Source organism: Methylococcus capsulatus (assembly GCF_036864975.1).
Taxonomy (GTDB): domain Bacteria; phylum Pseudomonadota; class Gammaproteobacteria; order Methylococcales; family Methylococcaceae; genus Methylococcus.
In genome coordinates this window covers 843,800-863,979 of the sequence record NZ_CP104311.1, presented here as the reverse complement: position 1 = coordinate 863,979, position 20,180 = coordinate 843,800, and the positions used below count along the sequence as shown (strand labels likewise).

The window sequence follows — 20,180 nt, the reverse complement described above, 5'->3', positions numbered from 1 at the left end:
GGGGTGGAAGGATCATGCCGCCTTGGGCGGCGGATCGTCGTCCGGATCGGGCACGGCACGGATACTGCGCCGGCGGGCCGCTGTGTCGTGTTCTCGGGCGATCCGGTCCCGCTCCTGCCTAAGCCATCGCCTGAACAGGTAGCAGGCGGCGGCATCGCTCAGTTCGGTGATAGGCGTGCCCTTGAAGTACGGGCCTCCTACCGCCGGGACGAAATCAAGCTCGAGCACGGCATGGTCAAGGCGGTCCCGATCTCCTTGATGCAGGCTATGGGCGGATGTTTTCAGCTCGATGCGCCAGCAGTTCGGGCACTGCACGTGCCACGGACGGACGGGTTTGAAATAGATTTCGCAGTCCCGGCAGAGTTTACAGGCCGGGTTGTTGGGGTCGTCAAATTCTCGATTCATGGTATCCTCAAGGTCCGCCCATCAGATTCGAGACTGATTGGCGAGTGTCGCGATTCATGGGAATGACGGGAAGGCCGGCTTGAGCAATCAGGTCGGCCTTTTTGCTGCCTGGCGCTCAGCATGGCCGGCCTCCTGCCCTTGGGTGGGTGGATGCTCGGCCCGCCAGCATCGCCGGCGGCCGGCCGTCACGTCGAAGTCATGGAGCTGGCAACGCCCCATCCAGCGCCGTCCCGGCTTCAAGGCGAACCATCGGCAGTCCTTGCACTTCTTCGGTTCAGGCGGTCTCTGGATCACATGGAACACAGGGGGTGCCCAGACCGGCAAGGCTGCCAGCTCGTCCAGCCGCCGTCCGAATGCGCCCCAGTCCGCGTACCGTGGCGGTCTGGCCGCGATAGCGCCGCCGGGCAGCATTCGTACCTGCCATTCCGGGAACTCGCCCTGTAGCCGCCGCAAGCGGTCTGGTGTCAGCATACCCGGCCTCCTGTGCGCCGGATCGGCGCGGTGTTTCGCTCGGGTGGTCATCGGGCTGCCTCCTTGCTCCAGGGGTAAATTTTGGCCGTCTCCGGTGACTCATCATTGCAGAAGGTGTCCATGCCTTGAGCATCTTGGTCACCTTCCACAAGGTGCTCATCACTCCCAGAAGTTGCCCACGTTTTTTGACGGGCATCTTCTGGGTTTTTTGAGCACCTTCTGTCCGGCAGCGCCCATGTCCATTGTTGCTTGCCGCCGCCAAAACGTCCGCCTCCCTTCGAGACGATAACGCCGAGTTGTTTCTGGGCACGGCGCACCGTTGACCATGCGTGCCCCGCTCCTTCGCACTCACTTCTAACCGCCCTTGACGATACCGGCCCATCAGCAAGCAATGCCTGAAGAAAGCCGCAAGCCTCGCCCACGGCTGTCCGCTCGTCGGGGTCGGTGACCGCTTCAGCCCTCGCCAGCAGGTCCCGCGCCGATCCGTCCACGGCTTCGCCCCACAGCACGGACGACGCCTCGACGCCGGGGAACCCCGGCAGCTCGTCGGTGCGAAGGTCATAGCGGAAGCCGCCAACATCCGGACCGATGTTTGACTTGGTACGGCAGAACACCCGGCCCCCGCCATCATCCTCGGACTCCTTGAACGCCGCGAACACGATCCGGGCCAGCGCCCCGAACGCTAACGAGCCGGTCACCCGCTCCAACGGATCACGGCCGGCCGTTCCCTTGCTGAAGTGCGAGACGCCCAGCAAGGCGCAATCGAGCTTGCCGGCCAGCTCCACCAGTGGAGCCAGCCCGCGGCGAACTTCGGCGTTTTTGTGGGAGTCGCCGGATACTGCCGATACGATAGGGTCAACGATCATCAGCCGGATGTCGCCGATACGCCTGGCTACCTGGGCCAGCGCCGCCATGTCTTTCGCCGGGTCGAATACCCGCCGCTCCCCCATGTCCGCCACGTCGCCGACAAAATAGCAGCGTGACCGATCCGCCCCGGCAGCCAGTAGGCGGGGAACGAGTGTGTCGTGCGGGTCGTCCTCGCCGCTCCAGATCAGCACGTTTCCCGGCTCGGCCGCCGATCCATCCGGCCAGCGTCCGGCCGTGGTGATGGTCGCGGCCAGCGCCAGGGCTATTGAAGTTTTCCCGGTGCCGGGTGCGCCCGCGATCACGTGCAGCTTGCCCCGCGCCAGCCAGCCGCGCCAAAGCCATCGGATCGGCTTCGGCTGGATCGATTCGGCGTGGATGATTTCGACCATCTTGAGCGCTTGGGCTTTGCCGGTTCCGGGCAGGGCGGTAGACCCGCCGCCCTGGTCGCCGTCTTCGCCGAAGTCGAACGGATCAGATACCACCCCTGTGTTCCAGGCATACGCCTCGCTGGTTCTGGACAGCGCCGCCTCGATGGTCCGCCCGAGATAGTCCGGGCGGTTGGCCTTGCCTCGCTGGCCCAGCGCCGATGCCTGGAATAGCCGCGCCATTTGGTCGGTATTCCGTCCGGTCCAAAACGCCAGATAACACATCAGCCGGTAGTCCGCTTTTGAGTGGTCGCCGCCGAACTGGTCAAGGTTCCCCTCATCGAACAGCGCCACGAACTCCGACTTGCTTCGGGCCTTGCTCAAGACGTCCTCATCGCTCGGGCCGGCCTGGTTGGCTGCATCCTCTGGCGCACAGGTGGGGGCAATCGGTCTGGCTGGGTCGGCGGTGTTCTGGCGGTCGGTCGGGAAGTACGTGGACAGGAACCAATCAAGGGCCTCCTGAGCGTCGTCTATGCCGGTGCCAGGCGGGCACATGGCCTGCCCGGTGATCGTGACGTATCGGCCTTTCTGGTAAGCCTCGAAACCATGCTCCGCCGACTTGTGGCCGTCCCTTGCCAGCCTGCCACGGCACAGGGCACGGATACCGCGGCCGGACGGTGAACGCTCGGTGTAGGTGCCGTCGAACTCGGCCAGCACCGCACCGGCATCCTCCGTCAGTTCGCCGGTAGCCGGATCCATGCACTTGTCCAGGTCCAAGGCGGTGATGCCGTCGCCGTCCAGCAGGATGCCAACGCCGCTCCATCCGCCCCGCTCGTACGCCTGGCGGGCCATCTCAAACGATCCCCAGGGCCCCGGATCGTTCACGCTGATAGCCTGGTTGGGCGGGATCACGGACCTTGGTGGTTTGATCCATCGGTTCTTGCCGGCGTCCCATTCGTAGCGCCAGACGCACCAGCGGGGGCGTTCCTTCAGTTCTGGCGGGATCGCGTCGAAATCGACGGGCAGCGCCTCGGGCCGGGTGTCTGCTCTCTCAACCTGTGCGCTACGCATGGCCGTGCCCGCCACTTGAGCCCTCGCCGAACTCGGCCGCCAGCCGGTCAAGCCTCCGCTCGGTGTCGGTCGCGCCGATGTCTCCGAAAAGCAGCCAACGCGGCTTTTTCTCGTTCGCCTGGACGGCACGCACGTAGATCGCCCCGGACCTGCCAATGCGGAAGTTCCCATCGCCGAACCGGGCCCTCAGCAGGGCTCGGATTGCTTGTGTCGAGTGCGCGGTACCGTTGAAGAATTCGCGGCTCATGCTGCACCCCCTTCGACGACCAGGTTGCGCAGCTCTGCGGAAACGTCCGCCAGCGTATCGGCGATGACGCGAAGGCGCTCGGGATCGCGGGCGCCGGGCTGCTCGGGGTGGCGGTCGGCGATCTCGAGAAGCTCGACGGCCGCGAGGGTCCAGGCCGTGACCCGATTGATTACCTGGTTGGTGGTTTCGTGAAAGGTATCGGCGCTCATTACCGGCCCTCCGTGGCGGCGGTTTCCGTGCTCAGATTCCAAAGCCCTCGGGTCGGAGATTTCGCTTTCTCCAGCGCCGCATGGGCGGATTTGACGTTGCGCTCGACGGCCTTCAAGTCGCGGACGCTCGGGTAATACTCGGTCAGTTGCCGGCAGAGAATGGCGAGGTTTTCCAGACGGTCGGCGAGTTGGAAAACCTCGCTGTCGAGCTGGTCGGCATCGCAGCGGGCGAGGGTTTTCGGGCGGATTTCGCCAAGGGTGGGGTGGTTCATGATGTGCTTCCTTCGGTTCGGATTACGAACCGCCCGCCAGCCGCCAAGCTGGTGGACGGTACCGGACAGGTTGGCGGACCGGGGAAGCACCGGCAGAGCCTTGCGGCTCTCCCATCCGGCCCGCCCATAGAGGGAGACGCCAGACGCAAAAAAGCCGCATTGCGAATGCTGTGCGGCTGATTGCCGCTTCCGCTCAGGCCGCCAAGCCTGCCCCCATGTGCGCATGGGGAACGGGAAACAGCTTACAGCGGATCGTGCGGGCCTATTATCAGACTTCTTGATGGAAGCCTTGCCGAAAGCGGGAGCCGGGCTTATGCTTTCCGGTGAGCCCTTCCCCAAGCTCGCCGTCCGAAGATGAAGCCCGCCTGCCCGCGGGCTTCGTCGTTTTCGCCACCCTCGCTTTGGCTTTCGATCGCGCCGGCTGGGCTTCATGGGCGTGTCGTAGTAGGCGAAGGCGATCATGCGGCCTCCTTGCCCTGAGATTCCATCCAGTTCCGGACGTCCTCGACGCGGAAGGCGCTCACGCCGGGCGAGAGTTTGACCGGCCTTGGAAACCGGCCGTCTCGGATCATGCGCCACAATGTCGGAGCGCTCACGGGAAGAATGCCCTTGGTCGCCGGCCGGGCCTTCTTGGTCCGTGTCGCCGGCCGGGCGCGGGTGCCGACAAGATCGGCCTGGCGGACAAAGCCGGTTTGAGGAAGTAGGTTGTCTTTCATCGCTTAGGCTCCTTTTGCCTGTTGGTGTGCGATGAAAGGATGACTTGGCGGGCTATAACCTCGCTACGATGCGCGACGTGAAACGTATACGCGACGCGTCGCGCACTACCCTGGCTTGCGAACCCAATCGTAGATAGTTTGAAACGCCCGATCCGGCGATAGCACTCGGGGAAGCTCGCCTGTTTCGATCAGCCGTTCAACCTCCACATGAATTTTCTTTGCGGCCTGGCGCTTGCTCTTCCAGGGCTTGCCAGACTCATATCTGGTGGCCACGAAATCTTTTACGGGTTCGGCCAGCTTGTTGCGGCTGTGCTTCGCCCTGGCTGAAATGTGGGCGCTTGGATTCAGCGCCGCATAGAGCTGCCCGGCATAGGCGCTAAATGCCTCCAGGGCTTCTGGCGAGACGTTACCGGCCTCAAATTCACGGCAGATAACTTCAGCGGCAAGGCTCATCCTCCGGACGTGGGTCATTCCACGGTGGTACACATCGCACTTCAGGCCGGCATGCAACGGAAGATATTTGAGCTGGCGCAGATGGTCTTCTGGCTGGTCGTCCATTCGCCCTCCTTCAAAGGCAGTCCTTCAAGATAGGAACCACGCCAACGGGTGAAGGTGTCCCGCTTGTCGCCTGGCCGGGCTAGGCGTGGTGAACTCAGTGTATCAGGCCATGAATTGCCGGATCGGGATAATCTCGGCCCCGGTGCGCAGCCCTTCAAGGTATCTGCTCCAGGTCTCCATCATCGCCTTGCGCTCATCAAGGAACGTGGTCCGGTTGTAGGCGCGGCCGAGCGGATCGCGGACCACATGCCCAAGCTGTTGCTCCACGATGTCCACCCGGAAGCTCAGCTTTTCCACCAGCAGCGTACGCGCCGTCGCCCGCCAGCCGTGACCGACAAGTTCATCCTTGGTGATCCCGAGTGCGCGGTACGCCCCCAGCACGGCGCCTTCCGACATAGGCCTGATACCGGACGGTGACCGCGCCGAAGGCATGACGTAGACGCCTCGGCCGGTCAGCGGTCGAAGCTCCTCGATGATCTCCAGCGCCAGGCCAGACAGCGGCACGATATGCGGCGTTTGGGTCTTGCTCAGGGTGAACCGCCACTCGCCGGCTTCCACATCCAGGTCTTCCCATTTCATGGTACGCAGCTCACCCGGCCGGACGAATACCAGCGGGCCCAGTCGCAAGGCTGCGCGTACTTCCGGTGTGCCGCTGTAGCCGTGCAGGATGCGCAGCACCTTGCCGATTTCGATGGGGTCCAGCAGCGCCGGGTGATGCACCTTAGAGACTGGCGCCAGGGCCCCGCGTAGGGATTGCGTCGGATCTGATTCAGCGCGTCCGCTGGCGACCGCGTACCTCATAACCTGCCCGACGATACCCTTGATCCGGTGGGCGCTCTCAGCCTTGCCGGCATCCTCCAGGCGCCGCAGCACGGCCAGGATGATAGGCGCGGTCAGCCCCGAAACTGGCTTGCTCCCCAGATAGGGAAAGATGTGGTTCTCCAGCCGCTCCAACACGCGCTTGGCGTGGGTCTGTGCCCATGACGGTGAAAACTTCGCATGCCATTCGCGGGCGATGGCCTCGAATGTCTCCCGTTCGGCGGTCTTGGTCGCCTTGCGCTCGGCGCCGGGGTCGATGCCTTGTGCCAGCAGCCGGCGGGCGTCGTCGCGGCGGGTGCGGGCATCGGCTAGGGTGACGTCCGGGTACTGCCCGAAGGATAGGGTCTTTTGCTTCCCCTCGATGCGGTAATTCATCCGCCAAAGCTTTCCCCCTTGTGGGGTGACGAACAGGTACAAGCCCTTTTCGTCGGCCAGCTTATAGGGCTTGTCCTTCGGCTTGGCCTTGCGGGCCTCGATGTCTTGCAGCATGGGCGATTGCTCCGGATTGATGGCATCGAACCTCGGGAAATGGTCGATACCAGCAGGACTACCAGCGGGAATGATGGTACTGGATGTTATCCGGTGATATGCCGTGAGACAACAAAAAACCCGCAAAGCCTTGTAGCTTGCGGGTTCTGAGGTGTCTTGAGACGGGGTGAAACTCTGAAATGGTGGGCCCTGTAGGACTTGAACCTACGACCTGGCGATTATGAGTCGCTCGCTCTGACCGACTGAGCTAAGGGCCCGAACTTGATGTCCGTTATTCGATGTCCAAAAAGCTGCGCAACTGCTCGGACCGCGACGGATGACGCAGTTTGCGCAGGGCTTTGGCTTCGATCTGGCGGATACGTTCACGCGTCACGTCAAACTGCTTTCCGACCTCTTCCAGCGTGTGGTCGGTGTTCATATCGATGCCGAAACGCATCCGGAGCACCTTCGCTTCCCGCGCGGTCAGTCCGGCGAGTACCTGCTGGGTGGTTTCGCGCAGGCTGGCCACGGTTGCATGCTCGACCGGCGATAGGACGCGGGAGTCCTCGATGAAGTCCCCCAGATGCGAATCGTCGTCGTCGCCGATCGGGGTCTCCATGGAAATGGGTTCCTTGGCGATTTTCATCACCTTGCGCACCTTGTCTTCCGGCATGTCCATGCGTGCTGCGAGTTCGTCTGGTGTCGGCTCGCGCCCCATTTCCTGCAGCATTTGCCGCGAAATGCGGTTGAGCTTGTTGATCGTTTCGATCATGTGCACCGGAATACGGATAGTGCGCGCCTGGTCGGCGATGGACCGCGTGATCGCCTGGCGGATCCACCAGGTTGCATAAGTCGAAAACTTGTAGCCCCGTCGATACTCGAACTTGTCCACCGCTTTCATCAGACCAATGTTGCCTTCCTGGATCAGGTCCAGGAACTGCAGCCCGCGGTTGGTGTATTTCTTGGCGATGGAGATGACGAGGCGAAGGTTTGCTTCGATCATTTCGCGTTTGGCCAGGCGTGCCTGGTTCTCCCCCGCGGACACTCTGCGATGGATATCTTTGATGAGTGCGATGTCGAGCCTGTTTTCCTTCTCGATTTGAGCGAGTTTGGCCTGAATCCGGCGAATTTCCTCCGCATGGGCCTTGATCGCAGCCGCATAGGGTTTTGTAGGATCGCACACCCGGTCGAGCCATCCCATATCGGTTTCGCTGCCGCTGAACGACGCGATGAACTCCGCCTTGGGCATCTTCCCCTTGGTCACGCAGATGTCCATGAGTGCGCGCTCCTGCTCGCGGATTTTCGCTACCGTGTCGCGCAGCGTATCGGTCAGTTCCTTGAAGAACTGCGGGGTCTTCTTGAATTCCATGAAGGCCACGGCCAGTGCATCGAAAGACTTCTGCGTTTTCTCGTGGCTGTAGCCGTGCTTGTGGTGGGCGGTGACGGCTGCCTTGTGCAGCTTGCGGAAAGCCGTCAACTTTTCTTTCACCAGTTCGGGGTCGGGGCCGGTATCGACTTCATCGATGATTTCGGCTTCGGCGTCGGCTTCGGTTGCCACCGTATCCGCCGCGGCGGGATCGAAGAAATCGGAGATCAGATCGGAGAGCCTGAGCTCGCCGTTGTCGACGGTCTCGAAAGCCTTGAGGAAGCGTTCCATGGCCGCTGGGAACCGCACCAGTTCGTTGGCAGCGATGTTGATTCCCTCCTCGATGCGCTTGGCGATGCTCAGCTCACCTTCGCGGGTCAGCAGCTCCACGGTTCCCATTTCGCGCATGTACATCCGCACGGGATCGGTGGTGCGTCCAAGTTCGGTATCGACGGACGAGGCAAGCGCCGCGGCGACTTCCGCGGCTTCATCCTCGTCGGATTCGGCCACCACCGCGGTGTCCTGAATCAGGTCTTCGTTGTCGGGGACGTCCTCGTGGACTTCGATTCCCATGTCGTTGATCATGCAGATGATGTCTTCCATCTGCTCGGGATCGACGATGTCGCTGGGGAGATGATCGTTGACCTCGGAAAAGGTGAGGTAGCCCTGCATCTTGCCCTTAGCAATAAGTTCCTTAAGCTGGTGCTGCTGCTGTTCTGGCGTCATTAACGAACTCGCGCTGGAGGGGTGGGTGAAACTGAAGAACTTTCCATTTTAGAAGATGGGGCGGCGTTAGTCGAGTTTCAAGATTTTCCTCCTGTCAATTTCCGCAGTTCTTCCCGTTCACTATCAGTGAGTTGAGCGACCTTCGACTTGTCGATCAATTGGCTCAGCCGCTCGTCGCGAAGCAGTGCGCCTACCCGGTCGAGGGCATCGACGAATTCCCTTTCCATCCCTTCTTCCGGTGTGAGCAGTCCCCGTTTCAAGAGGTTTCGGGCCAGCTCGCCTTCTGGTGTTTCCCGCAGATATTCGAACAGCATGCCCGGCGTCGGAGTTTTTCGCAGATCGGTGTATTCCAGGATGCGTGCGATGAGCGGGCCGGCACGTGGGTTTTTGGTGAGCTGCGCTCGGATTTCTGGTGAGATGAGTCCCGCGAGCCGAGGTTGATGCAACAGAAGGGTGACCAGATTTCGCCATGCGGAAGGGGAGCGCACCTGCCCGGAAGAATGGCGCGGGCGGTTTTCGACGGGTTTAGAGGCGGGCGCTGGGTTCACCACTCCTGTGAGTTCGCTCAGCCGCTGCTCCATCAACGTCTTGAATACTCCGACCGGGAGGCGGTCCAGAAGTTCACGGGCCTGTTTCTGCAGCGTTGCGCGTCCTTCGACACTGCGCAGATCCAGGTCCCTTTGTAGGGTTCGAAACAGGTAATCCGAGCATGGCGAGGACTGGCCGATGCGGCGCTCGAAAGCCTCGCGCCCTTCTTGGCGGATCAGCGAATCCGGGTCCTCGCCTGTCGGCAGGTGCATGAAGCGTATTTCACGACCTTCCTGCAAGAGCGGAAGGCTGGCTTCGAGTGCGCGCCAGGCTGCCTTACGGCCGGCGGTATCGCCGTCGAAACAGAAAACGATTTCCCTGGTGAAACGAAACAACAAGCGCACATGCTCGGTGGACGTGGAGGTGCCGAGCGTCGCGACGGCGTCGTGGACTCCGTGCTGAGCCAGGGCGATGACATCCAGGTAGCCTTCGACCACCAGGATGCGCCGCGGCCGGGGGGCCGATTCCAACAGCTCGTGCAGGCCGTATAGCTCCTTGCCTTTTTTGAACACCTCCGTTTCCGGCGAGTTCAGGTACTTAGGCGTCTCCTCGCCCAGGGTGCGGCCGCCGAAGCCGATGACGCGGCCGCGCCGGTCCCGGATGGGAAACATGATGCGGTGGCGGAACCGGTCATAGCAGGAGCGATCCTTCTCGATGATCAGGCCGCTCTGAATCAGGGGCGCTCTGGGCCAGTCCGCCGGCAGGTTGTTCCAGCCCGGTGGGGCATAGCCGAGCCCGTAGTGGCGAGCGATCTCACCGGTCAGGCCGCGTTTGAGCAGGTAGACTTTGGCCTGTTCGGCGTCGGGATGGTCACGAAGTTGCTGGACATAGAAGCCTGCCGCCCGCTCCAGGATGTCGTAGACCGGTTGGAGTTGGAGCGAAGCCGAGGGATTCGCTCCAGGGGTAGCCGTGGCTTTGGGCAGATCGATTCCCGCCAGCGCGGCCAGAGTTTCCACGGCTTCCGGGAAGCTCTGGCGTTCGTAATCCATCAGAAAGCTGATGGCATTACCATGGGCGCCGCAGCCGAAGCAATGGTAGAACTGCTTTTCCCGGCTGACGGAAAAACTGGGCGTCTTTTCCGAATGGAATGGGCATCGGGCCATGAAGTTGGAACCCGACTTCTTCAAGGGGACGCGCGCGTCGATGAGATCGACGATATCGATGCGCGCTATGAGGTCGTCGATGAATTCGCGAGGGAGTCGGCCGGCCATTGGGGGAGGGGTTCCCACCGGCTTGTCCTTGCCCGATCGGTGGGAAACGCGAGCTCAGCTCAACAGTGATTTGACCCGCGCGCTGGCTGCGGCCATGTCGGTCCGTCCCTGCAGCTTCGGCTTGGCCAGGGCCATGACCTTTCCCATGTCGCCGATGCCTTTTGCGCCGGATTCCTCGATGGCAGCCTGCAGTATGGCCGAGACCTCTGCTTCGCTCAGGGCCTGAGGAAGGTATGCCTGGATGATCGCAAGTTCTGCCTGCTCGATGGCCGCAAGATCATTGCGACCTGCGGCTTCGTACTGGGCGATGGATTCGCGCCGCTGCTTCGCCATCTTGTCGAGCACCATTACGATTTGCGCATCGTCGAGCAGGATGCGCTCGTCGACCTCCTTTTGCTTGACGGCGGAGAGGATCAGGCGGATCGTACCCAGGCGTTCTTTTTCACCTGACTTGAGTGCCGCTTTCATGTCACTCTGCAGGCGTTCTTTCAGACTCGCGTCTTGCTCAGCCATGTGTGCGTTGCGGATTGACCCGTTTATTGCTGAGGGCGGCCCTTGCGCAGGTTTTGCAGGGCAAAGCGTTCGCGCGAGAGCTTTTTCAGATGCCGTTTGATGGCTGCTGCCGCTTTGCGTTTGCGTTCCTCGGTGGGCTTTTCGTAATATTCGCGGCGGCGCACTTCCGACAGGACGCCGGCCTTTTCGCAGGCGCGCTTGAAGCGGCGGATGGCAATTTCAAAAGGTTCGTTCTCGCGGATCTTAATCGACGGCATGTAGCATCCTAAACAGTTCAAATGGATTCTTGGAAAAATGGCCGGAGTCCGGCCGCCTCTTGAATAAATGGCGCATTATACCCGGACCACAGGGTAACGCAAAAAGAGCCGTGTTGGTCTTAGGCATCGAAACTTCCTGTGACGAAACCGCCGTTGCGCTTTATGACTCGAGCAAGGGGTTGCTGGCGCACCAGCTTTACAGCCAGGTCGACGAGCATGCGGCATACGGGGGCGTGGTGCCGGAAATCGCATCGCGGGACCATTTGCGCAAACTCCTGCCGCTGGTCCGCGAAGTGCTGGCGACTGCGGGAGTCCAGCGTGCCGCAATCGGCGGGATCGCCTACACGGCCGGACCGGGCCTCATCGGGGCGCTCCTCGTCGGTGCCGCCGTGGCCCGCAGCCTCGCCTGGGCCTGGGGCGTCCCAGCCGTCGCGGTCCATCACATGGAGGGCCACCTGCTTGCGCCGCTGCTGGAACCGGAGCCTCCCGAATTCCCTTTCGTCGCTCTCCTCGTGTCCGGCGGACACACCCTGCTGGTCGAGGTGCGTGGCATCGGGTCCTACCATGTGCTGGGTGAGTCGCTGGACGATGCGGCCGGGGAGGCTTTCGACAAAACCGCAAAGCTTCTTGGGCTGGGCTATCCCGGTGGGCCGGCTTTGGCCCGCCTCGCGGAGAAAGGACGCGCCGAACGGTTCCATTTCCCCCGTCCGATGACGGACAGGCCGGGTCTCGATTTCAGTTTCAGTGGACTCAAAACTCACGCGTTGAACGTGCTTGCCGCACTGCCGGGGACGCCGCAGGACAAGGCGGACATCGCCTGCGCGTTCCAGGCGGCCGTCGTCGATACGCTGGTGCTGAAATGCCGTCGGGCGCTGCGGGAAACCGGGTTGGGGCGGCTGGTCGTCGCGGGGGGGGTGAGTGCCAATCAGGCCATGAGAAAGGAACTCCATGCGATGGCCGAAAGCGAGCGCTGCCGGGTTTATTTTCCGCGGCCGGAATTCTGTACCGACAATGGGGCGATGATCGCCTTCGCCGGTTGCCGGCGCCTTCTGGCGGGGCAGTTCGAACCGTCCGTGATTGAAGCGAAGGCGCGTTGGGCGATGGAAACGCTTACGGCTGTTTAGCGCCGCCGAGCCGAGCTTCTTCGCCCTTGAGCAGACGTTCGATGTTGCCCTTGTGGCGGTAGACGAGCAGGGTGGACATGAACATCGTCGCGACCACCAGTTCGGCGGAGCCCAACCAGAACCACACGTAGACCGGGGCGAGCACCGCTGCCGCCAGCGCGGCGAGGGACGAGAACCGGAACAGTGCAGCCACGCCGATCCAGGTGAGGAGCGCCATGATACCCACCGGCCAGGCGAATCCCAGCAGCACGCCCAGGGCGGTTGCCACGCCTTTCCCGCCTTTGAACTGGAAAAACACCGGGTAGAGATGCCCGACGAACGCTGCGAAACCGATCGCGGCCAGCAACGGCGGGGAAACCGCCATGCTTTTGGCGACGAGCAAGGGAATCAGCCCCTTGGCAGCATCACCCAGCAAGGTCAGGATCGCGGCCCGTCTGCCTCCCAGGCGCAGCACGTTGGTGGCGCCTGGATTTTTCGAGCCCTCCTGGCGCGGATCGGGCAATCCCAGGGTCCGGCTGATGATGACCGCGCTCGAAACCGAGCCGAGCAGATAGGCCAAGGGAATCAGCAGCCATTCGACCAACATGAGTGCTCCGCAGTTGTCATGAATTTGAATTCTATGTTACGAATGGCCGTCTTGAACGCGCGACCGACAGAGGCCGGAAATGGACATTATATTTCTGCGAGGCCTGCAGATCGAGACGATCATAGGCATCTACGACTGGGAGCGGGAGATCCGGCAGACCGTGGTGTTAGATCTCGAAATGGCGACCGACATACGCCGGGCGGCGGAGACCGATGACATTGCCCATGCGCTCGACTACAAGGCGGTGTCGAAGCGCCTCATCGAATTCGTCGAGAACAGCCAGTTTTTTCTGGTAGAAACCTTGGCCGAGAAGGTCGCGGCCATTCTGCTGAACGAATTCTCGATTCCCTGGGTGCGCGTCACTCTGAACAAGCGCGGCGCCATTCGCGGCGCCAGCGATGTCGGCGTCCTGATCGAGCGTGGAGAAAAGCCGGCCGATGCCTGAGGTTTTCGTCAGCATCGGCAGCAATATCGACCGGGATAGGCATATTCCTTCGGCGCTCGCGGCACTGCGGGATGCTTTCGGGACACTGCGCGTGTCCAGCGTCTACGAAACGGCCGCCGTCGGGTTCGAGGGCGATCCCTTCTACAATCTGGTGGTGGGATTCACAACGGAGCTGCCGCTCGCCGACGTCGCAAGGGCTCTGGCGCGGATCGAGGCGGATCACGGCCGCACCCGCGAGTCCAGGAAGTTTAGCGCAAGGACGCTGGATCTCGACCTTCTACTCTACGGCGACGCGGTCGTCAGTGAGGGCAAGCTCAAGCTTCCGCGCAAAGAGCTGACCGAATACGCCTTCATGCTTGAGCCGCTTGCGGAAATTGCACCGGATTTGAAGCATCCGGTCCTGGGGGTGAGTTTTCGGGAGCTTTGGGATCATTATGACAAGACCGGCTTGCGACAGGCGCGCATCCGCCCGCCGTGGCATTCCTAACCGGCCAGGCTGCGGCCACCATCCACGGCGAGTACCTGTCCCGTGACATAGGGGGCCTGGTCGAGGAACCAGGCGACGGTCTTGGCGATGTCCAACGGAGTGCCGGGCCGTCCCAAGGGGATGCGACGCAGGATTTCGGCCTGCATTGCCGCATCGGTGCCGCGCTCGGGCCACAGGATCGCACCCGGCGCCACCGCATTCACGCGAATGGCCGGTGCCAGTTCCCTCGCAAGTGACTTCGTCAGCGCCACCAGTCCCGCCTTGGCGATGGTGTAGGCCGGATGGTTTTTTAGCGGTCTGTCGGCGTGGATATCGACGAGGTTCACCACACAGCCGCAGTTGGCCGACAGCCAGGGCATGGCGTGCTGGACCAGGAAAAACGGGGCACGGAGATTGCTGCCGAGTAGCTCGTCCCATTGTTGGTGGGTTACCGATCCCATTGGTGTGGGGTAAAACGTCGAGGCATTGTTGACCAGGGCGTCGAGTCGGCCCCAGTGTCCGGCTGCCGTTTCCACCAGCGGAGCCAGGGCTTCGAGGTCCAGCAGATCGGCTCCGACGGCGGTGGCGGAATCGTTTCGGCGGCGATTGAGGCTTTCGCAAAGCATCAAGGCATCCGTTTCCGAGCGGTGGTAGTGCACGATGACGCGGTAGCCCCGCTCATGGAGGTGGGCGGCAATGGCCGCCCCGACTCTTCGGGCCGCTCCGGTGATCAGCGCCACCTTCTTCCCCGTCGATCCGGGCTGTGTGTTCATCGAATTGTCACCGTAGCGACCGCTAGCTGTCATGCTCATTCCTTATCCTGGCTGGAGCGTTCGTTTCCCGGAGCGTTGTCATGAAGCTGATCCAGGCGATTCACCGTTGCGACGTATTCATGTTCATCTGGTTCATGAACCGCAAGCATCTGGAGCTCTGCGCTCGGTGCAGCCGTTGGATTTCGCGCACCGGCGACGGTTATCTCTATGCTTTGCTCGGCTTTTACTGGTTCGCCAGCGGCGACGATCTGAACCTGGCTTTGCTGAAAGCCGCTCTGCTGGCGTTCGCGATCGAGCGGCCGCTGTATTTTATGGTCAAGAACGGCCTGCGCCGCGACCGGCCTGCCGCGGCGATCCGGGATTACCACAGCTTTATCATTCCATCCGACCGGTTCAGCTTCCCTTCCGGCCACGCCTCCGGCGCGTTCCTGATGGCGACGGTGGTCGCCAGTGCTCATCCGGCCTGGTTGCCGGCATTATACGGCTGGGCCGCTGCGGTGGGGCTGTCGCGTATTTTCCTGGGTGTCCACTTTCCCACCGATGTGCTCGTGGGGCTGGCCATGGGTACGAGCGTCGCTTTCCTCAGTGTGGGAGTCTTTCTGACGTGAGAATCTTTTACGGCGTCCAGGCCACGGGTAACGGCCATATCACGCGGGCGCGGGTGATGGCGCCCGTGCTCCAGGCGGCCGGCTTCGATGTGACCTATCTGTTTACCGGCCGCCCTTGGGATCACCTGTTCGAAATGGCGGTTTTTGGCGACTATCTGTGGCGCAAAGGACTGACGTTTTCGACCAAGGCCGGACGGGTCTCCTATCTGAAGACCTCGGTTCAGAATGACGTCATCCGCTTCATCCGCGACGTCCGGACGCTGGATCTCTCTCATTACGATCTGGTCATCACCGATTTCGAGCCGGTCACCGCTTGGGCGGCCAGGTTGCAGAAGCGCGAAATCATCGGCATCGGCCATCAGTACGCATTCAACTATCCCATCCCCAAGACCGGGGACGACATTTTCGCGCGTACCGTGCTCAAGTATTTTGCCCCGGCCAGCGTCGGCTTGGGCTTGCACTGGCATCATTTCGACCAGCCGATCCTGCCACCGATCATCGAAACGCCGCCGGAACCGGAGGCAGTGCTAGAGCACAAGGTTCTGGTCTACCTCCCGTTCGAGGATATCCGCGAGATTGTGGCACTATTGGCGCCCCTGCGCGAATACGAATTCCACGTCTACAGCCCAGCGGTCAGCAGGGACCGGCCCGAGCATATCCATATCAAGCAGTTGTCCCGGACCGGCTTTCAACAGGACCTGCGCGACTGCAGCTCGGTGATCTGTAATGCCGGATTCGAGTTGGCGAGCGAGGCTTTACAGATGGGCAAAAAGCTGCTAGTGAAGCCGCTGAGAGCGCAAATGGAACAGCTTTCCAACGCCTTGGCGCTGGAACAGACGCAGCTCGGTGCGGTGATGCCGGAATTGGAGCGGGCATCGGTGATACATTGGCTCAGGAACGGGCATGCAGTTAGGGTCATCTACCCCAATGTGGCATCCCACATTGTCCGTTGGCTGAAAAGCGGCGACCGTCACATCGACCATGCCTGGGTCCGCAGCGTGTGGGACGAGGTTCGCTACGATTACGGCGCCAACCCCCAGCGCCGGGCGAACGCCGCCTAGCCTTCGATTCCTTGCGCGTAGTCGAGCCAGGGACGGCTCTTGTCGCCGAACACTAGGAAGTAAGGATTCAGCAGACCGTCTCTTGCGTTGTACACGAGTGGTGCGCCTTTGAGGTCGGTCACCGCGCCGCCAGCCTCGGTGACGATGCAATGTGCCGCTGCCGTATCCCATTCGGAAGTCGGACCGATCCGGGGATACAGATCGGCGGTTCCTTCCGCAACCAGACAGAGCTTGAGCGAACTGCCCATCGGCCGCAATTCACATTCTCCCAGCCGGTTCAGATAAGTCTCCATCGCAGCATTCACGTGCGACCGGCTGCCGACGACGACGGGGTGCGCCGGTGCCCGGGCGCGCGCACGGATGCTCTGCGGTATTTGGTCGCCGCGCTGGCGAAAAGCACCGCAACCTTCGGCGGCGAAATAAGTCAGTCCCAGCGCCGGGGCGTGAACGACGCCCAGCACGGGCGCGTGTTCATGGATCAGGGCGATGTTAACCGTAAACTCACCGTTTCTTTTCACGAACTCCTTGGTGCCGTCCAGCGGGTCGACCAGCCAGAGCGAAGGCCAGTTCTTCCTGTCCTTGAAAGCGGAAGCCGTAGACTCTTCCGAAAGCACCGGGAATTGGGGTCTCAGGCGAGCCAGTCCAGCCACAATCAGCTCGTGCGATGCCAGATCCGCCATCGTCAGGGGCGACTGGTCGGATTTCTGTGCGACGCTGAACTCCGAGTCGTAGATCGCAAGGATGGTCCGGCCGGCTTCCTTGGCCAGCGCGACTACCGATTCGAGCAGGCGGGAAGGCTCCTTCATGATGGGCATGGACTGATTTCCTTGGCTACTCACTGGGTTGGGCTTTCGATGAATCAAGCTGGACATGGTAACCGATGATTCCATGGAAACGCATGCGCAGCGTGTTTCTCGACATGGACGGCACGCTGCTGGATCTCAATTTCGATAATCACTTTTGGCTCGAATTCGTGCCCCGGCGCTATGCCGAGCGCCACGGTCTGAGTTTGGCGGACGCCAAGGCGGAACTGATGCCGCGGTTTCGGGCGATGGAGGGCCGGCTGGAGTGGTATTGCCTGGATTACTGGAGTCAGGTGCTGGGACTGGACATCGCGGCGATGAAAACCGAAATCGCCGGATTGATCGCGGTTCTGCCCCATGTGACCGAGTTTCTCGATGCGGTGCGGTCGCTGGGGCTGCGGCTGGTTTTGGTGACCAATGCCCATCCCAAAAGCCTGGGACTCAAGCTTGAGAAAACCGCCCTCAACGTGTTTTTCGACGCCATCATCAGTTCGCATGCCATCGGCCTGCCGAAAGAGGACCCTCTGTTCTGGCGGCGTCTGCACGAGGTCGAACCGTACGATCCGGAAACCACCCTGTTGGTCGACGACAGCGTGCCGGTGCTGCGTTCGGCTCGGCAAACCGGGCCCAAGCATCTCGTGGCCGTGCGCAAGGCAGACAGCAAGCGGGCGGCGGCGGTTATCGTCGGGTTTCCAGCCATAGACGACTTGCGCGCGATCACGCCGGTGAGGACGACTGCCGGAAACCCTCCGTGAGCGGAATTAAAGATGGTTCAGTTTTGGCCATCCAATGGGGCCGGGCTATGGCGGGCTGCCTCCTTTCATCATCCTGGTTCCGCATGCCATTTCCATTTCCTGTCGGTTTGCCGAAGAACTGTCCTCTCCGAATTCCCTGGGCTGGAACCGGTTTTCGGTAACATCGGCATCCAGGATTGCGCGCTTTTGCCCTTTCCAGACCATCGGCCCTTGCGGTCCCAGCACCATGAGCGCCGACAGGAGGCCGATCGTGAGCAGACTGAAGGCGCAGAGTTGCGTCAAGGTCAACGGTCCACGCAGTTGGCATTTGCCCGCCGCCACACCCTCCTTGTAAAAGAGGTAAGTGAACCAGATCAGAATGAACCGATTGACCGTCGTGAACACGGGCATGAATATCAGGACATGGTCGGGAATCATCATGACGACCACCATGGCACCCATGGTGCCCCCCATCACGCCCGCCATGAGACCATGGATGACGGCCATCGGACCGCAGCACCACGCTGTCAGCGCGCCGTAAAGGGTGCCGAGCGACATGCCGACCATCGCGCCGACAAAGAAGCCGTTGGTTGCTCCCAATACGCCGCCGATCATGGTGCCGACCTGCGTGCCGATGGTCATGCCTATCACCAAGCCCATCATGCGCGAGGCATGGGCGTAGATGTAGCTGCGCAGATAGCCTAATGCCGCAATCAGCGGCACGACGCTGAGGTCGAGGTATACCATCCAGCATCCGTAGCGGTCGAGAAACTGGGGATCGTCGGCAAAACAGCTCCAGTAGACCAGTGTTGGCAGGGCCAGGACGGCGCCTATGACCATGACCGCGTTCAGGCCGAGCCTCAAGATTGGTCCCGGTGAAAGCCGCGTGACCGCTGTTTTGGAAGGGGAACTGGGATGGTCCGGAACGGTCGTGCCGGCGACTGACGTTTCGTCGTAATCCTCGCGGCATGAATCTTCCGCCGGTGGAGCCAAGGGGACAGGGACATCGTCGACTTTGATGGACACCACACGGTTGGCGCTGTCGAACCTCCAACTGCAGATCGAAATATCCAGAGGTCTTGGTGTTTTCTTCTGTCATGGCGTTTCCTGGGGTTTTCCGTAACGCTGTTGCTGGCCACGGTCTGGACATCGATGACACGTTCTGCGGAATGGCTGTTCCGCAAAAGCGGTGTCAATGCCTTTGATCAGTCGTTCAATGTGCAGTTGGTATCGATGCCGATGACCGGCCACGGGAAGGAATAGCCGGCTGGCGTGGATTTGCGCCCGATGTTTGCGCCGGTGGCATGGGGTGTCTCAACGGGCAGGGATGTCTCAAACGGTTTGCTTGGCGTAAGGCCCCCTTCTGAAGAATAGGCCCCTTACAACCATGACAGTATCGGCGCGTCTTCCCCGAATCGGGCGGCGCTGCGACCTTATGCCGCACCGGCATGGGCTGGCTCCTTCCCGCCGCTGCTGCAGACGCCTTCCGACGCAGGGTGATTGATACGTCTCGTGCTGGAGTGAACTGACTCGCTAGTCAGAGGGTATGGGTCAATGCCGGGTCGAGGAAGGGGTGCTTTTGATTTCTTCCGAGAACAGTGCGCCGATGTCGACGCGGTCGAACTGGTAGCGCTTGTTGCAGAAGTCGCAATCGACTTCCACGAGGCCTTTTTCCGCAATTATGGCCTCTACGTCGGCTTTGCCCAACGCCAGCAGCATGTCTTCGATGCGTTGCCGGGAACAGGAGCAACGGAATACGACGGGCTCGGCTTCGAACAAGCGTACTTTTTCTTCGTGATAGAGCCGGTAAAGCAGGTCTTCGAATGGCAGGTGGAGCATTTCATGTTCCGTGACCGTATCGGCCAGGGTCACCAGCCGCGTCCAGTCATCGTCGGCGTGCGCCTGGGCCGGAAGGACCTGCAGGAACAGTCCGGCGGCACGTTGTCCATCCGCGAACAGCCATAGCCGGGTCGCCAATTGTTCGGAGTTGGCGAAATAATTTTCCAGTGCCGCGGAGAGGCATTGTCCTTCCAGCGCGACGACCCCTTGGTAGGGTTCCGCACCTTCGTTCTGAATCGTGAGAACCAGTCTGCCCTCGCCGAAAACCTCGCTCAAAGCCCCTGCCGGCACTGGATCGTGCCAATGGGCAAGGCCGCGTATCGTCTGGCGATGGGTGGCCTGGACCACCAACGTGTGCAGCGGCCCCCGGCTCTGGACCTGGATGATCAATGCCCCTTTGAACTTGATGGTCCCGGACAGCAGTGTCACTGCGACGAGCGCCTGACCCAATTGACGGCTCACGTTGGGAGGGTAGGTGTGCCGCTGAAGCACTGCCTGCCAGCTGGCATCGAGGCGGACCAGTTCGCCGCGGATACCCATGTCTTCGAACAGGAAGCGCTGAAAGGTGTCGGAATTTTTCATCATGGCCGCATTCTTCCGATTGAAAAGAAG

General features: G+C 61.5%; 24 protein-coding genes and 1 tRNA gene. 6 read left to right on the top strand and 19 right to left on the bottom strand.

Annotated elements, in window-relative coordinates; all coding sequences use genetic code 11:
* Positions 1-12: 12 nt before the first annotated feature.
* The 14 genes from N4J17_RS04135 to rpsU all read right to left on the bottom strand — a co-directional run bounded on the left by N4J17_RS04135 (position 13) and on the right by rpsU (position 11,129).
* On the bottom strand, positions 13-405 hold the full coding sequence (locus tag N4J17_RS04135; protein WP_198323064.1) for a hypothetical protein: 393 nt from the start codon (positions 403-405) through the stop codon (positions 13-15).
* 87 nt (positions 406-492) lie between these two features.
* Positions 493-876 carry a hypothetical protein gene (locus N4J17_RS04130; protein ID WP_198323063.1) on the bottom strand — a complete coding sequence of 128 codons (384 nt, stop codon included), beginning with the start codon at positions 874-876 and terminating at the stop codon, positions 493-495.
* 47 nt (positions 877-923) lie between these two features.
* Complete coding sequence (locus tag N4J17_RS04125) at positions 924-3,194, bottom strand: AAA family ATPase (RefSeq protein WP_338457638.1); 2,271 nt, start codon at positions 3,192-3,194, stop codon at positions 924-926.
* Positions 3,172-3,426, bottom strand: coding sequence for a hypothetical protein (locus N4J17_RS04120; RefSeq protein ID WP_198323061.1), 255 nt, complete (start codon positions 3,424-3,426; stop codon positions 3,172-3,174). The genes N4J17_RS04125 and N4J17_RS04120 overlap by 23 nt, the downstream gene beginning before the upstream one ends.
* On the bottom strand, positions 3,423-3,635 hold the full coding sequence (locus N4J17_RS04115) for a hypothetical protein (RefSeq protein WP_198323060.1): 213 nt from the start codon (positions 3,633-3,635) through the stop codon (positions 3,423-3,425). Before N4J17_RS04115 ends, N4J17_RS04120 begins: the two co-directional genes overlap by 4 nt.
* Positions 3,635-3,907: a hypothetical protein gene (locus tag N4J17_RS04110; protein WP_198323059.1), complete on the bottom strand. Its 273-nt coding sequence runs from the start codon at positions 3,905-3,907 to the stop codon at positions 3,635-3,637. The genes N4J17_RS04115 and N4J17_RS04110 overlap by 1 nt, the downstream gene beginning before the upstream one ends.
* 458 nt (positions 3,908-4,365) lie before the next feature.
* Positions 4,366-4,623 (bottom strand): helix-turn-helix transcriptional regulator, encoded by a 258-nt coding sequence (locus N4J17_RS04105; protein ID WP_198323058.1) that lies wholly within the window; start codon positions 4,621-4,623, stop codon positions 4,366-4,368.
* Between the two features lie 105 nt (positions 4,624-4,728).
* The gene (locus tag N4J17_RS04100; RefSeq protein ID WP_198323057.1) at positions 4,729-5,181 is read right to left on the bottom strand and encodes a hypothetical protein; all 453 of its coding nucleotides are present in this window, start codon (positions 5,179-5,181) and stop codon (positions 4,729-4,731) included.
* 102 nt (positions 5,182-5,283) lie between these two features.
* Positions 5,284-6,489, bottom strand: a complete 1,206-nt coding sequence (locus N4J17_RS04095) for a tyrosine-type recombinase/integrase (protein ID WP_198323056.1) — start codon at positions 6,487-6,489, stop codon at positions 5,284-5,286.
* Positions 6,490-6,669: 180 nt separating this feature from the next.
* Positions 6,670-6,746 (bottom strand) — tRNA-Ile (locus N4J17_RS04090).
* A gap of 14 nt (positions 6,747-6,760) precedes the next feature.
* Positions 6,761-8,560: an RNA polymerase sigma factor RpoD gene (gene rpoD / locus N4J17_RS04085; protein WP_198323055.1), complete on the bottom strand. Its 1,800-nt coding sequence runs from the start codon at positions 8,558-8,560 to the stop codon at positions 6,761-6,763.
* Positions 8,561-8,637: 77 nt separating this feature from the next.
* Positions 8,638-10,359 carry a DNA primase gene (dnaG, locus tag N4J17_RS04080; RefSeq protein WP_198323054.1) on the bottom strand — a complete coding sequence of 574 codons (1,722 nt, stop codon included), beginning with the start codon at positions 10,357-10,359 and terminating at the stop codon, positions 8,638-8,640.
* A gap of 54 nt (positions 10,360-10,413) precedes the next feature.
* Complete coding sequence (locus N4J17_RS04075; RefSeq protein ID WP_198323053.1) at positions 10,414-10,872, bottom strand: GatB/YqeY domain-containing protein; 459 nt, start codon at positions 10,870-10,872, stop codon at positions 10,414-10,416.
* A 23-nt stretch (positions 10,873-10,895) separates the two neighbouring features.
* A complete protein-coding gene (rpsU, locus tag N4J17_RS04070) occupies positions 10,896-11,129 on the bottom strand; it encodes a 30S ribosomal protein S21 (protein WP_010962181.1) in 234 nt (77 codons plus the stop codon).
* Positions 11,130-11,239: 110 nt separating this feature from the next.
* Between rpsU and tsaD the strand changes: the two genes are divergently transcribed.
* Positions 11,240-12,253, top strand: a complete 1,014-nt coding sequence (gene tsaD / locus N4J17_RS04065; protein WP_198323052.1) for a tRNA (adenosine(37)-N6)-threonylcarbamoyltransferase complex transferase subunit TsaD — start codon at positions 11,240-11,242, stop codon at positions 12,251-12,253.
* On the opposite strand, the gene plsY is transcribed toward tsaD, so the two are convergent.
* Complete coding sequence (gene plsY / locus N4J17_RS04060) at positions 12,240-12,839, bottom strand: glycerol-3-phosphate 1-O-acyltransferase PlsY (RefSeq protein WP_198323051.1); 600 nt, start codon at positions 12,837-12,839, stop codon at positions 12,240-12,242. The genes tsaD and plsY overlap by 14 nt on opposite strands.
* A 79-nt stretch (positions 12,840-12,918) precedes the next feature.
* On the opposite strand from plsY, the gene folB reads away from it, so the two are divergent.
* Both folB and folK read left to right on the top strand, forming a co-directional pair.
* The gene (folB, locus tag N4J17_RS04055; RefSeq protein WP_017365754.1) at positions 12,919-13,284 is read left to right on the top strand and encodes a dihydroneopterin aldolase; all 366 of its coding nucleotides are present in this window, start codon (positions 12,919-12,921) and stop codon (positions 13,282-13,284) included.
* Positions 13,277-13,771 (top strand): 2-amino-4-hydroxy-6-hydroxymethyldihydropteridine diphosphokinase, encoded by a 495-nt coding sequence (gene folK / locus N4J17_RS04050; RefSeq protein ID WP_198323050.1) that lies wholly within the window; start codon positions 13,277-13,279, stop codon positions 13,769-13,771. Before folB ends, folK begins: the two co-directional genes overlap by 8 nt.
* Here the strand turns inward: folK and N4J17_RS04045 are convergent.
* Positions 13,768-14,556: a pteridine reductase gene (locus N4J17_RS04045; protein WP_370525907.1), complete on the bottom strand. Its 789-nt coding sequence runs from the start codon at positions 14,554-14,556 to the stop codon at positions 13,768-13,770. The genes folK and N4J17_RS04045 overlap by 4 nt on opposite strands.
* Positions 14,557-14,603: 47 nt before the next feature.
* Here N4J17_RS04045 and N4J17_RS04040 point away from each other — a divergent pair, with 47 nt between their 5' ends.
* Positions 14,604-15,131 (top strand): phosphatase PAP2 family protein, encoded by a 528-nt coding sequence (locus tag N4J17_RS04040; protein WP_198323049.1) that lies wholly within the window; start codon positions 14,604-14,606, stop codon positions 15,129-15,131.
* Entirely contained in the window at positions 15,128-16,192 is a 1,065-nt protein-coding gene (locus tag N4J17_RS04035; RefSeq protein ID WP_198323048.1) for an MJ1255/VC2487 family glycosyltransferase, read from the top strand. Before N4J17_RS04040 ends, N4J17_RS04035 begins: the two co-directional genes overlap by 4 nt.
* Here N4J17_RS04035 and cysQ read toward each other — a convergent pair.
* Positions 16,189-17,007, bottom strand: coding sequence for a 3'(2'),5'-bisphosphate nucleotidase CysQ (gene cysQ / locus N4J17_RS04030; protein WP_198323047.1), 819 nt, complete (start codon positions 17,005-17,007; stop codon positions 16,189-16,191). The two genes, N4J17_RS04035 and cysQ, sit on opposite strands and share 4 nt — an antisense overlap.
* Before the next feature lie 65 nt (positions 17,008-17,072).
* Between cysQ and yrfG the strand changes: the two genes are divergently transcribed.
* Positions 17,073-17,750, top strand: a complete 678-nt coding sequence (yrfG, locus tag N4J17_RS04025) for a GMP/IMP nucleotidase (RefSeq protein WP_198323046.1) — start codon at positions 17,073-17,075, stop codon at positions 17,748-17,750.
* A gap of 45 nt (positions 17,751-17,795) precedes the next feature.
* On the opposite strand, the gene N4J17_RS04020 is transcribed toward yrfG, so the two are convergent.
* Positions 17,796-18,569: a hypothetical protein gene (locus N4J17_RS04020; protein ID WP_277458480.1), complete on the bottom strand. Its 774-nt coding sequence runs from the start codon at positions 18,567-18,569 to the stop codon at positions 17,796-17,798.
* 711 nt (positions 18,570-19,280) lie between these two features.
* Positions 19,281-20,150 (bottom strand): Hsp33 family molecular chaperone HslO, encoded by an 870-nt coding sequence (gene hslO, locus N4J17_RS04015; protein WP_198323134.1) that lies wholly within the window; start codon positions 20,148-20,150, stop codon positions 19,281-19,283.
* Positions 20,151-20,180: the final 30 nt, after the last annotated feature.